The organism is uncultured Cardiobacterium sp., assembly GCF_938028825.1.
Taxonomy (GTDB): Bacteria; Pseudomonadota; Gammaproteobacteria; order Cardiobacteriales; family Cardiobacteriaceae; genus Cardiobacterium.
In genome coordinates, this window is sequence record NZ_CALIZP010000030.1 from 20,594 (window position 1) to 32,642 (window position 12,049).

Consider the following 12,049-nt stretch of genomic DNA (forward strand, 5'->3'; position numbering starts at 1 on the left):
ATCGCCGGTCGGAGCGGCAGGTTGATGTGGGCAGACCAAGAGCTTCGCGCAGGAGAGGTGCAGGGGCGGCTTCAATCCAGGTATTTGCTCGCTTCGCGGATGCTGAGTGTACTCAGGCCGTACCGGTGTGCGGCGATGTAGTGCCGCACCCAGGCGGCGTCGGTTTTGCTGTATTGGCGCAGCGCCCAGCCGATGGCTTTGTTGATGAAGAATTCGTGCCGGTTGAGGTTGTTGTTGATGACGGTTGCGAGCAGGGCGGTGTCGGTGGCGTCTTTGGCGGGCAGTTGGGCGGTGATGGCGGCGCGGCGCAGCCAGTGGTCGTCGGCGCGGCTCATGGCTTCGAAGGTCGTCCGCGCTTCTGGGCAGCGGCGCAGGATGTCGCCGAGCGGGCGGATGAAGGCGTCCACGCTGTCCCACCAGGCGTTGCGGCTGATGAGGGCTTGCAGGCGGGAGAGGTCTGCCGCCGTGAGCTGCGCCTGTTTGCCGTGCAGGTAGTTCGTCGCGATGTAGTGCATTTCGCGGTAGGGACTGGCCCAGCAGGTGTCGATAAACGCCCAGTCCACCGCCCGGCCCTTGTCCGCGCGGAGGTACGGCTTGCCCAGACTGCGCCGCACGGGGGTGGCGATGCCGAGGAAGGTGAAGCGGTTTTTCATGTAGGCGGCCATTTCTGCCGCTTTCTCAGGTACGGCAACGGCGCGCAGGGCGGCAAGGATGGCCGGGGCGTCCATGGTTCAGTTCCCCGCCAGTTGCCACAGCAGACGCTGATGGGCGACGGCATCGGCGAAGCCGGGCACGCTGTGGCTGCCCGTGCTCAGGTCGGCATGAACGGCGCGGTAGGTGTCAATCAGGTTGTCCGCTGCCGCCGTGACCGGGTTGAAGGTGTCCGTCCGTCCGCCGCGCGTCACGGTGATGGTCAGCGGTTCGTACTGGATGTGGCCGCTGTTGCCCGTCGCGCTGATGCGGCAGTTGTCGCATTCGATGTCCATGCGCAGGCCGCTGAGGGCACCGGAGTAGATGGCGTTAATCAGCCCGCCGTCAGCGGTTTGCCCGCTGAACAGGACGTTATCGGTGGTGGTGCGCGGGATGGTTTCGCCGGTGTCTGCGAGATAAACCTGCGGGAAGACGCAGCGGGTGAGTGCCGCCATGTGCGTCAGCTCGCCGAAGAGGTAGCGCAGGGCGGCGAGCAGGTGGGCGAAGGGGATGGTGAGGGTGTTGACGCCGTTTTCCTGCGCCTGTGCGTAGCGGTAGCGCGAGACGGTTTGCCGCGCCCGCGACGGGTCGCCGCCGAGAATGGTGCAACTGCGCATTGTGCCGCTTGCCGCGTCATCAAGGATGGCTTTCAGGCGGCGGACATAGGGCGAATGCACCGCTTGCAGGCCGATGAAGGTGCGGCAATGGTAGCGGTCGGCGAGGTCGGTCAACGCCTGGGATTGCGCAGGATCGGTACCGAGTGGCCATTCGCAGTAGATGGCTTTGCCGCTGGGGATGATGCTTTCCAGCAGGGCACGGTGCTGCGGCAGGTTGACGGCGACGACGAGCAGGTCAATGTCATCGCGCGCCGCCAGTGCCGCCGCACTGGCAGTGTGATAAGGCACACCGTATTTTGCGGCGGCGGCAGCAGCGCTGGCTGGGCTGCCCGCTGCGAGACCGTTCAGGGTGAAGTATTCCGGCAGGGCGCGCAGAGCGGGATAGTGCGACATTGCGCCCCAGCCGCCGTTGGCGCTGAGGCCGATGATGCCGACGCGGATTTTTTGCATGGTTATGTCTCCTTATTCAAGTACGCGGGTTTCACCGCTGACCGGATCATCGACGCTGACTTTGCCGTCGGCTTTGGCGACTGTCAGGGTAAAGAGGCGCGGCGCGGTGTTCGGGTCGCCGCCGCAGGTGGCGTCATGCTTTTCGCGGACATCAATTTGGTAGTTACCGCTTTCTTCTGCGGCTTCAAAGGCCAGGCACTCGGTTTTCAGCGAGGTCAGCTGGTGCTTTTCCAGCGCGGCGAGGGCGGCGGCGAAAGCGGCATCTTCGCTGTTAACGGGCGCGGCAACCGCGCTGATGCTGGCGGCGAACAGGGCAGTGAGCAGGATTTTTTGCATGGTGTTGTCCTCGTAGTGTGGGGGAGAGCGGAAGGTTTAATAAAAAACCGCAGACCCGCTGCGGTTTTTGCTGAGAGGCGCGCTTTAGTAGGCGCCGAGGATGTCCAGTCCGGGCAGTTTTTTGCCTTCGAGGTATTCGAGCATGGAACCGCCACCGGTGGAGATGTAGTCCACTTTGTCTTCGATGCCGAACTGGCCGATGGCCGCGATGGTGTCACCGCCGCCGGCGAAGGTGAAGCCGGGGCAGGCAGCGATGGCTTCTGACAGTGCTTTGGTGCCTGCGGCAAACGGCGCCATTTCGAAGACGCCGACCGGGCCGTTCCAGACGACGGTTTTCATTTCGGCGATGATGCGCGCGTAGTTTTCGGCGGTTTTCGGGCCGATGTCCAGGATCATTTCGTTGTCGGCAACATCTTCGACGTTTTTGACGGTCGCTTTGGCGTCCGCCGAGAATTCGGTGGCAACGACGACATCCACCGGCAGCGGGATGTTGACACCGCGATCGCGCGCTTTGTCCAGCATGGCTTTGGCGTCGTTGAGCAGATCGGGTTCGTAAAGGGAGGCACCGACATTGATGCCTTCGGCGGCGAGGAAGGTGTTGGCGATGCCGCCGCCGGGGATGAGGGTGTCCACTTTTTCGAGCAGCGATTGCAAGACCAGCAGTTTGGTGGAGACTTTGGAGCCGCCGACGATGGCGAGCAGCGGGCGAGCGGGGTTTTTGACGATTTTTTCCAGCGCTTCGACTTCTTGCTGGATGAGCAGGCCGGCAACGGCGACTTTGGCTTTTTCGGCGACGCCGTAGGTGGAGGCCTGGGCGCGGTGCACGACGCCGAAGCCGTCGCTGACGAAAACGTCGCACAGGGCGGCATATTTTTCGGCGAGCGCCGGGTCGTTTTTCTTTTCGCCTTTGTTGAAGCGGCAGTTTTCCAGCATGACGATGTCCCCGGCGGCGACTTGCGGCGCTTTGTCGAGGTAGTCCTTGACGAGCGGCACGTTTTTGCCGAGCAGTTTGCCGAGGTAGGCGGCGACGGGGGCGAGCGAGAAGGCTTCGTCGTATTCGCCTTCGGTGGGGCGGCCGAGGTGCGCCATGATCATCACGGCGGCACCGTGGTCAAGGGCGTAGCGGATGGTCGGCAGCGCGGCCTGGATGCGGGCGTCGCTGGTGATTTTGCCGTCTTTGAGCGGGACGTTGAGGTCGAGCCGCATCAGGACGCGTTTGCCGTTGACGTCGATTTCGCTGAGTTTGCGCATGGTTGTTTCCTCTCGGGGTTGTGGGTGTTCAGAGCAGGGCTTTGCTTTGGGCGATGATGTTGTCCACGGTCAGGCCGTAAAGCGGGAAGAGTTCGCCTGCCGGGGCGGAGGCACCGAAGGTGTCGATGCCGATGACGGTGCCGCGGTCGCCGCTGATGCCGCGCCACGGCAGGGTAACGCCCGCTTCGACGACGACGGTCGGCACGCCTTTGGGCAGGACGGCGGCGCGGTAGGCGGCATCCTGCTGCTGGTAGAGGTCGAGGCAGGGCATGGAGACGACTTGCACGCGCAGGCCTTCTTCGCGCAGTCTGGCGGCGGCGGCGGTGATGAGCGCGACTTCGGAACCGGTGGCGACGAGGTTGAGGTCGGGGTTTTTCCCGTCCGCTTCGAGGATGTAACCGCCTTTGGCGATGGCTTTGCGGGTGGCTTCGTCGCGTTTTTGCTCGGGCAACCCCTGGCGGCTGAGGGCGAGGACGGTTGGGGTGCTCGGGTTCAGGGCGCTGCGCCAGGCGACGAGGGTTTCCTGCTGGTCGCAGGGGCGCCAGACGTTGAGGTTGGGGATGAGGCGCAACGAGGCGATATGTTCGACGGGCTGGTGCGTCGGGCCGTCTTCGCCGAGGCCGATGGAGTCGTGAGTGAGGACGTAGGTGACGGGCAGTTTCATCAGCGCGGAGAGGCGCATGCCGTTGCGCATGTAGTCGGAGAAGACGAGGAAGGTGCCGCCGTAGGCGCGCAGGCCGCCGTGCAGGGCGAGGCCGTTCATGATGGTGCTCATCGCGAATTCGCGCACGCCGTAGTGGATGTAGTTGCCGCTGAAGTCGCCGGGGGTAATGCTTTTGGAGGCGGCTTTGCTCCAGGTGAGGTTGCTGCCGGTGAGGTCGGCCGAGCCGCCGATGAGTTCGGGCAGGTGCGGCAGGAGGAGGTTGATGGCGTTTTCGGAGGCTTTGCGCGTGGCGGTGCTGCCGCCCGCTTCGTTGTATTGGGCGAGGGCGTTGTCGATGGTGCGGTCAAGGTTTTCCGGCAGTTTGCCGCTCATGACGCGGGCGAATTCCTGGGCTTCGGCCGGGTATTGGTCCTGGTATTGTTGCCAGATATGTTCCCAGGCGTCTTGCAGTCTGGCGCCTTTTTCGCGCAGGCTGGCCGCCTGATAGGCGCCTTCGGGCAGTTCGAAGTCGCCTTCGGGCAGGCCGAGCGCTTTTTTGGTCAGCGCGATTTCTTCTTTGCCGAGCGGGGCACCGTGGGTTTTTTCGGTGCCGGCAAGGTTCGGCGAGCCGTAGCCGATCTTGGTGTGGCAGATGATGAGCGAGGGTTTGCCGGTTTCGGCTTTGGCGGTGTTGATGGCGGTGTTGATGGCGTCGGTGTCGTGGCCGTCAATGTCGCGGATGACGTGCCAGCCGTAGGCTTCGTAGCGCGCGGCAACGTCTTCACCAAACCACGGCGCGATTTCGCCGTCGATGGAAATGCCGTTGCTGTCGTAGAGGCAGATGAGTTTACCGAGGCCGAGGGTGCCGGCGAGCGAGCTTGCTTCGGCGGAGACGCCTTCCATCAGGCAGCCGTCGCCGAGGAAGACGTAGGTGTAGTGGTCGATGAGCGGCAGGTTGTCGCGGTTGTAGCGGGCGGCAAGGTGGCGTTCGGCGATGGCCATGCCGACGGCGGCGGCGATGCCCTGGCCGAGCGGACCGGTGGTGATTTCGACGCCGGGAGTGTCGCGATATTCGGGGTGGCCGGGGGTTTTGCTGTGCAGTTGGCGGAAGTTTTTGATGTCATCCAGCGAGAGGTCGAAACCAGTGAGGTGCAGGAGGGAGTATTGCAGCATGGAGGCGTGACCGTTCGAGAGGATGAAGCGGTCGCGGTTGTACCATTGGGTGTCGGCGGGGTTGACGCGCAGGTGCTCGCGCCAGAGGACGGCGGCCATGTCGGCCATGCCCATCGGGGCACCCGGATGTCCCGAATTGGCTTTTTGCACGGCATCCATGCTGAGGATGCGGATGGAGGCGGCGAAGGTCTGGATGGGGGTCATGCGGGGCTCCGGTTGTGATGGGAACGGGTCAGGCGGCGTCTGCAACGGCGTTTTGTTGCGGGGTCAGGAGTTGCAGGTAGTCGAAGAAGATGTGCAGGGTCTCAAACAGGGCAACATCGGGAACGAAGTTTTCTTTTTCATCTTCGTCTTCCACGGCGGCGTTGCGTTCTTCGATTTCTTTTTGCGCTTTTTTGTCGGCATTGAGCAGCGGGATGTCTTTGCGCTGCGCCGCTTCGTAGTCGTCCTGGTATTTTTTCCAGCCGCTGTGTTCGCTTTCGCGGGCGGCGAGGTTGAGCGGCCAAGTTTTCTGGCGGTTCTTTTCGAGGACTTTGTCGATGTATTCCTGGTAGCGGCGCAGTTCGGGCTTGCCCAGCATACGGGTTTCGTGCAGTTGGCGCAGGGTGGCGAGGGTGCTGTCGGCGATTTTGCCTGCGGGTTTGATTTTGACGGCGGTGATGGATTTCCACGGCAGGGCGTATTCTTCCGCCTGTTCGCCGACTTCGTCCGCCGCGAAGAGGGCGGGGAGCTGAATGTCGGGCGAGACGCCCCGGAATTGGGTGCTGCTGCCGTTGACGCGGTGGAACATGGAGATGGTGAATTTCATCGCGCCGAGGTTGGGAGTGTTGTTGACGACGAAGTCGTTGAGGTTGACCATCGTTTGCACGGTGCCTTTGCCGAAGCTGTTGCTGCCGATGATGAGACCGCGTCCGTAATCCTGGATGGCGGCGGCAAAGATTTCCGAAGCGGAGGCGGCGTAGCGGTCAATGAGGACGGCGAGCGGGCCGTCGTAAGCGGTGCCGGCTTCATCGTCGCTTTCGCTGCGCACGCCGCCTTTGGCGTCGGAGACGATGACGACGGGGCCTTTGTCGATGAAGAGGCCGACGGTTTTCACCGCTTCGTAGAGCGAACCGCCGCCGTTGCCGCGCAGGTCAACGACGACGCCGTCCACTTTGGCGTCGCGGAATTCTTTGAGCAGGCGCTCAACGTCGCGCGAGGTGCTGCGGTAGTCGCTTTTTTCTTGTTGCGCACCCTCAAAATCCATGTAAAAGGACGGCAGTTTGATGACGCCGATGCGGCGGGTGATGCCGTCTTCGCTGATTTCTTCGATGGTGGATTGTGCGGCCTGTTCTTCGAGTTTAACTTCGTCGCGTTCGAGGGTGATTTCGCGCACGCCTTTGGCGGCGTTCGCAGGGTCGATCAACAGACGCACGAGGGTGCCTTTTTTGCCCCGGATGAGATCGACAACTTTATCGAGCCGCCAGCCGGTGACATCCACGATTTCACCGTCATGCCCCTGGGCGATGCCGATGATTTCGTCCTTGACGCTGAGTTTGCCGCTTTTGTAGGCGGGGCCGCCCGGCACGAGTTCGCGGATGGTGACGCGGTCTTCTTCCAGGGAGAGGATGGCACCGATGCCTTCGAGCGAGAGGCGCATGTTGATGTTGAAGTCTTCGTTGGTGCGCGGCGAAAGGTAGTTGCTGTGCGGGTCGAAGCGGTTGCTGACGACGTTCATGTAGATATCGAAGACGTCGTTCATGCTGATTTGGTTGAGGCGGCGCAGGGCGCCGGTGTAGCGGCTGCGCAGCAGTTTCAGCGCTTTTTCTTCGCTTTTGCCGGATACGCGCAGGCGGATAAGCTGGTCTTCGATGCGTTTTTCCTGTTCGGCCCGGGCGACGGCGACGTCGGCCGGCCACGGTTGCTTTTTGCCGCTTTTGGCTTCGGGATAGGTGATGGTGCTGTCGCCGCCGAGGTCGAACGGGCGGGACAGGCGTTCCAGCGACCAGCGGTTGAGCGCGTTCGCCCGCTCGCTGTAACGCTGGTAGATGGCCAGCAGCGCGCTGAGGTCGCCTTTGTTGGCTTGCAGCAGCGCGTCGCCGTAATGCTTGAATTCGTCGATGTCGCTTTGCAGGAAATAGATGTGCGACGGGTCGAGCGCTTGCAGGTAATCGAGGTGGATGTCGCCGGCAATGGCGGAGAGTTTCTGCTTGCGGTAGTGGTGGTTGACCAGCAGGTTGGTGCCGAGACGGAAGGCTTTTTTGTGTTCGTTGCTGATAATCAGCGGCTCCGGGGCGTAGTCGGGGACGGTATCGGTGGTGGTTTGGCCCGCGTTGCTGTGCACACAGGCGGAAAGCAGGAGGGCAAAGAAGATGACGGGTAGTCGTTTCATCATAAAAGTTTCGTGTTTGAGCGAGATAGTAAAACTGCGTTAGTTTAACATGCTTTCCACCCAGCGCGGGACTTCGACCGAGGCCTTGCCGCTGCAAATATGGTGGAAAAGACTGGCACCGTGGCCGGGTTCGAGATTGATTTCATAGGTCTTTGCACCTGCCTGCCGGGCGAGGGCGACGAAGCCCGCAGCCGGATAGACCTGTCCCGATGTGCCGATGGCGGCAAAGTGGGTACAGTGGGCAAGACGATGTTCGATGGTCGTCATGTAATACGGCATTTCGCCGAACCAGACGATGTCGGGCCGCATGCCGTGTGCGCGTTTGCAGATTGGGCAGACTGTTTCTGTGGTGCAGTCGTCGTGCCAGTTATCTTGCACACTGTCGCAATACAGGCACCGCACACTGAGCAGGCTGCCGTGCATATGCAGCACTTCCGTCGCGCCGCCGCGTTCGTGCAGGTCGTCCACATTCTGCGTAATCAGCGTCACCCTGCCGGGCAGTGCCTGTTGCAGGCGGGCAAGGGCGATATGGGCGGCATTCGGCTGCACATCGGCATCATGCAGACGGGCGCGACGGGCGTTGTAAAAATCCTGCACCAGTTTGGGATTGCGCGCGAACCCTTCCGGCGTGGCGACATCTTCCACGCGGTGGTTCTCCCACAAACCATCGCTGGCGCGGAACGTCGCAATTCCGGACTCGGCGGAAATCCCCGCCCCGGTCAACACCACAATACGCTTTTCCGTCATGACTTTTCCCCCGCACAAGCGGCGATAAACAGCATCGCCCAGCCCACCAAAAACGCCACTCCGCCGACTGGCACCAGATAGCGCACCTCTTCCGTACCCAAAAATGCCATCACATACAGACTGCCGCAAAAACAGCACAAACCCAGCAGCCAGCACAGCCCGGCGGCACGGCAAAATGGCAGCGAAAGCCGCAGCGGCAACGTCGCCAGCAGCATCAACGCCAGCGTGTGCACGATCTGATAACGGTGCGCCTTGTCAAAATAAACGGCGTGCAACCCGCCGAACACATCATGCCCGGCGATAGCGCCGAGCGAGACCCACAAGAACCCGCTCAATGCGGCGACAAGCAAAAACAGACGTGCCGTGCGGCTGTGCGGATACGCCGCTGCGGGTGGGGGATGATTATGCGACTGCTTGACCATAAGACCTCAATATATAGCGGAAAACCGCCGCCGGGAAACAAATCACTGCTATAATCCCGCCGCTTTGACGGGTGCGGACACACATATTACCACCGCCCGCCGACAAGACATTTCGCCGCACACAAAAACACCGCGCCGCTATCCCGCCCAACCTTACGGAACTACACCCACATGGTCTTCAACTGGTTCAAAAAACGCAACAAAACTACCGCCGCACAAGAACAAGAAAAAGCCACCGCCCCTGTCGAACAGACAATCGCCCCCCATCATGAAGAACCCTCCGCTACCGATGCCCCAAGCGAAGTAACAGCGGAATCTGCCGCCAACGCGGCATCATCCGCAACTGTCGCCGTTGAAACCACGGCAGATGGGAAAACCACGCCGCTTGCGACAGACGAAAACATTGAAACCGCTATTGCCGAAATCGCGCCAGGCGGGGCAACCACGCCGCTTGCGGCAGATGAAAACATTGAAATCGCTACTGCCGAAATCGCACCAGGCGGGACAACCATACCGCTTGCCGCAGATGAAGTGGACGAGAACGTCGCTACCGAAAACGACGACATACCTCAACCACAAATCAAACCCAAAAACGAAAGCGGTTATTTCGCCCGCATCCGCCGGGGACTTGCCAAAACCCGCCACGGTTTTGCCAACCTGTTTCTCGGCAAAAAAACACTTGACCAAGACCTCATTGACGATCTCGAAGCCCAATTGCTCACGGCCGACGTCGGCATCGAAGTCACCACCAACATCATTGACACCGTCACCCGACAAATCGACCGCAAAGAACTCAAAGATGTGGAAGCCGTCAAAGCAGCCGTATGCGACCATATGCAACAACTGCTTGCCCCCTACGCCCAACCGCTGGATACCACAACCGCTAAACCCTATGTCATCCTCATGACCGGTATCAACGGCGCAGGCAAAACCACCACCATCGGCAAACTGGCGCGTCACTTCCGGCAAGAAGACAAAAAAGTCATGCTTGCCGCCGGTGACACCTTCCGCGCCGCCGCTGTCGAACAACTGCAAACCTGGGGTGCGCGTCACGACGTTCCCGTCATCGCCCAAAGCCCCGGTGCCGACGCCGCATCCGTTGCTTACGACGCCCTGCAATCCGCCACCGCGCGCGGCATCGATGTCCTTATTATTGATACCGCAGGCCGCCTGCATACCCAGGACCACCTCATGGCCGAACTGCAAAAAATCAAGCGCGTCATCGGTAAACTCAATCCCGCCGCCCCGCACGAAACCATGCTCATCATCGACGCCGGCAACGGGCAGAACGCACTGCGCCAGGCCGAACAATTCCACAAAGCCGTGCAACTCGATAGCATTACCGTCACCAAGCTCGATGGCACCGCCAAAGGCGGCATTCTCTTTGCCATCAGCGAAAAACTGGGTATCCCCATCCGCTACATCGGCGTTGGCGAACAGCCCGAAGACTTACAACCCTTTAATGCAAAAGAATTTGTGCGCGCGCTACTATATACAGAATAAAACATAAACGCGTAAACAAACAGAAAAATCAAACATAGGAGCCTTAACATAATGACGACAACAGCACTAACCCTCAGCCACCAAAACTGGTTAACCCCCAGCACCGACATCGACCAATACATCGCCAAAGTACGGCAAATCCCGGCGCTGGATGCCGACGAAGAACGCCGCCTTGCTATCGCCCTGCAAGAGACCAACGACATCAACGCCGCACAAACCCTCATCGTCCACCATCTCAAATTCGTCGTCCACATCGCGCGTGGTTTCACCGGCTACGGCCTGCCGCTGGGCGACCTTATCCAGGAAGGCAACATCGGCCTGATGAAAGCCGTCAAACGCTTCGAGCCGCAACGCGGTGTGCGCCTCGTCTCCTTCGCCGTACACTGGATCAAAAGTGAAATCCACGAATACGTCATCCGCAACTGGCGCATGGTCAAAATCGCCACCACCAAAGCGCAGCGCAAACTCTTCTTCAACCTGCGCAGCATGAAAAAAAATATCGGCTGGCTGAACGAAGAAGAAGCGCGCGTGATTGCTGATGAACTCAACGTCAGCACCAAAGACGTTTTCGAAATGGAAAGCCGCATCCATGGTCAGGACATCGCCTTCGAGCTCGGCGATGATGACGAAGACAATGACCATTTCAGCCCCTCGCAATGGCTGGCGGACAGCAGTGTCGACCCGGCAGAAAGCGCAGAAAACGCCGAACACGACAACCTGATGCAGCGTAAACTCGCCAAAGGGCTGCAAGCACTGGATGCACGCAGTCGTGCCATCGTCCAGGCACGCTGGCTGAATGAAGACAACAAAGCGACCCTGCAAACCCTTGCCGACCAGTACAACGTCTCGGCGGAACGCATCCGGCAAATCGAACAACAGGCCATGCATCAACTGCGTAGTCACATTGAAGCCTGAAAATACGGGAAGGTGGAATAACCACTTCCCCGATACCACTATCCGCAGAAAAACAACAAAACCCAATCATCAACCGGCAGAGTGCGCCGACAGGCAAACCCAATAATGAACGCAACAACGACACACGGAGACGAAAACGACATGAGTTCCCAAATCAAAAAAGCCGGGCTGAAAGTCACCGGGCCGCGCATGAAAATCCTCGAAATCATGGAGCGCGAAACCACGGATAATGACCGCCACCTCAGCGCGGAAGACGTGTACAAAATCTTGCTCAAAGCGGACGAAGACATCGGTCTTGCCACCGTATACCGCGTCCTCACCCAATTCGAACAGGCGGGCATCCTCAAACGGCACAACTTCGAGGGCAACCACAGCGTCTTCGAAATTGACAACGGCGATCACCACAACCATCTCATCTGTGTCAAAACCGGCAAAGTAGTTGAATTTTATGACAAAGCCATCGCCGAACGCCTCAAAGAAGTCGCCCGCGAATACGGCTACGAACTCGAAGATCACAGTCTCATCCTCTACGGCGTTTACGACGAAGCACTCGCCAAATAGTCGTAAAATCGAATGAATGAGCCAGGATTAATTCAACAAAACGCTTCCGCAAGGAAGCGTTTTTTACGAACAGGCATGGAGAAAAATGCATAAAAAAGCTTCTGTGTTCTGGACAACACGTTATAGTTATAGTTAATTAAGATAATAATAGGACAACAATATTTCCTCAAAAGTGCTGTATTTGGATATAAATTTTCTCACGTATTTTTTAGATTCACCCAAACTTTCTCTATAGGGATAAGATCCGGTGAATATGGTGGTAAAGGCAATACTGCATGACCATGATTCTTTGCCATCTCTTGTAAGAGATTTATTCTGTGAAATGCCGCATTATCCATAATAATGACAGATTTTTCAGTTAACTCAGGTA

The 12,049-nt window shown here is 59.4% G+C and carries 11 protein-coding genes and 1 pseudogene; 3 read left to right on the forward strand and 9 right to left on the reverse strand.

Translation table 11 applies throughout. From position 1 onward, the window contains the following. Positions 1-71 precede the first annotated feature (71 nt). From Q0562_RS04415 to Q0562_RS04450, 8 genes are all read right to left on the reverse strand, one after another. The gene (locus Q0562_RS04415) at positions 72-728 is read right to left on the reverse strand and encodes a DNA alkylation repair protein (RefSeq protein WP_298641694.1); all 657 of its coding nucleotides are present in this window, start codon (positions 726-728) and stop codon (positions 72-74) included. Between the two features lie 3 nt (positions 729-731). Continuing rightward, positions 732-1,757, reverse strand: coding sequence for a Gfo/Idh/MocA family oxidoreductase (locus tag Q0562_RS04420; RefSeq protein WP_298641697.1), 1,026 nt, complete (start codon positions 1,755-1,757; stop codon positions 732-734). Between the two features lie 12 nt (positions 1,758-1,769). After that, entirely contained in the window at positions 1,770-2,093 is a 324-nt protein-coding gene (locus Q0562_RS04425) for a hypothetical protein (protein ID WP_298641699.1), read from the reverse strand. 84 nt (positions 2,094-2,177) lie between these two features. Next, positions 2,178-3,344 (reverse strand): phosphoglycerate kinase, encoded by a 1,167-nt coding sequence (locus Q0562_RS04430; protein ID WP_298641702.1) that lies wholly within the window; start codon positions 3,342-3,344, stop codon positions 2,178-2,180. A gap of 28 nt (positions 3,345-3,372) precedes the next feature. Beyond that, positions 3,373-5,364, reverse strand: a complete 1,992-nt coding sequence (gene tkt, locus Q0562_RS04435; protein ID WP_298641705.1) for a transketolase — start codon at positions 5,362-5,364, stop codon at positions 3,373-3,375. A gap of 28 nt (positions 5,365-5,392) precedes the next feature. Further along, the gene (locus Q0562_RS04440; protein WP_298641708.1) at positions 5,393-7,534 is read right to left on the reverse strand and encodes a carboxy terminal-processing peptidase; all 2,142 of its coding nucleotides are present in this window, start codon (positions 7,532-7,534) and stop codon (positions 5,393-5,395) included. A gap of 36 nt (positions 7,535-7,570) precedes the next feature. Then, entirely contained in the window at positions 7,571-8,278 is a 708-nt protein-coding gene (gene cobB / locus Q0562_RS04445; RefSeq protein WP_298641712.1) for a Sir2 family NAD+-dependent deacetylase, read from the reverse strand. Further along, complete coding sequence (locus Q0562_RS04450) at positions 8,275-8,700, reverse strand: DUF423 domain-containing protein (protein ID WP_298641713.1); 426 nt, start codon at positions 8,698-8,700, stop codon at positions 8,275-8,277. Before Q0562_RS04450 ends, cobB begins: the two co-directional genes overlap by 4 nt. 171 nt (positions 8,701-8,871) lie before the next feature. Between Q0562_RS04450 and ftsY the strand changes: the two genes are divergently transcribed. From ftsY to fur, 3 genes are all read left to right on the forward strand, one after another. Next, positions 8,872-10,203, forward strand: coding sequence for a signal recognition particle-docking protein FtsY (ftsY, locus tag Q0562_RS04455; protein ID WP_298641716.1), 1,332 nt, complete (start codon positions 8,872-8,874; stop codon positions 10,201-10,203). 51 nt (positions 10,204-10,254) lie between these two features. Next, a complete protein-coding gene (gene rpoH, locus Q0562_RS04460; protein WP_298641719.1) occupies positions 10,255-11,118 on the forward strand; it encodes an RNA polymerase sigma factor RpoH in 864 nt (287 codons plus the stop codon). A gap of 141 nt (positions 11,119-11,259) precedes the next feature. Continuing rightward, positions 11,260-11,679, forward strand: coding sequence for a ferric iron uptake transcriptional regulator (gene fur / locus Q0562_RS04465; protein WP_298641722.1), 420 nt, complete (start codon positions 11,260-11,262; stop codon positions 11,677-11,679). Between the two features lie 132 nt (positions 11,680-11,811). Here fur and Q0562_RS13750 read toward each other — a convergent pair. Then, a pseudogene (locus Q0562_RS13750) lies at positions 11,812-12,049 on the reverse strand (transposase); the annotation flags it as partial.

Excerpts from the sequence above, each read along its gene's own strand:
- Q0562_RS04415 (WP_298641694.1), bottom strand. The coding sequence starts at position 728 with ATGGACGCCCCGGCCATCCTTGCCGCCCTGCGCGCCGTTGCCGTACCT.
- Q0562_RS04420 (WP_298641697.1), bottom strand. The coding sequence starts at position 1,757 with ATGCAAAAAATCCGCGTCGGCATCATCGGCCTCAGCGCCAACGGCGGC.
- Q0562_RS04425 (WP_298641699.1), bottom strand. The coding sequence starts at position 2,093 with ATGCAAAAAATCCTGCTCACTGCCCTGTTCGCCGCCAGCATCAGCGCG.
- Q0562_RS04430 (WP_298641702.1), bottom strand. The coding sequence starts at position 3,344 with ATGCGCAAACTCAGCGAAATCGACGTCAACGGCAAACGCGTCCTGATG.
- tkt (WP_298641705.1), bottom strand. The coding sequence starts at position 5,364 with ATGACCCCCATCCAGACCTTCGCCGCCTCCATCCGCATCCTCAGCATG.
- Q0562_RS04440 (WP_298641708.1), bottom strand. The coding sequence starts at position 7,534 with ATGATGAAACGACTACCCGTCATCTTCTTTGCCCTCCTGCTTTCCGCC.
- cobB (WP_298641712.1), bottom strand. The coding sequence starts at position 8,278 with ATGACGGAAAAGCGTATTGTGGTGTTGACCGGGGCGGGGATTTCCGCC.
- Q0562_RS04450 (WP_298641713.1), bottom strand. The coding sequence starts at position 8,700 with ATGGTCAAGCAGTCGCATAATCATCCCCCACCCGCAGCGGCGTATCCG.
- ftsY (WP_298641716.1), top strand. The coding sequence starts at position 8,872 with ATGGTCTTCAACTGGTTCAAAAAACGCAACAAAACTACCGCCGCACAA.
- rpoH (WP_298641719.1), top strand. The coding sequence starts at position 10,255 with ATGACGACAACAGCACTAACCCTCAGCCACCAAAACTGGTTAACCCCC.
- fur (WP_298641722.1), top strand. The coding sequence starts at position 11,260 with ATGAGTTCCCAAATCAAAAAAGCCGGGCTGAAAGTCACCGGGCCGCGC.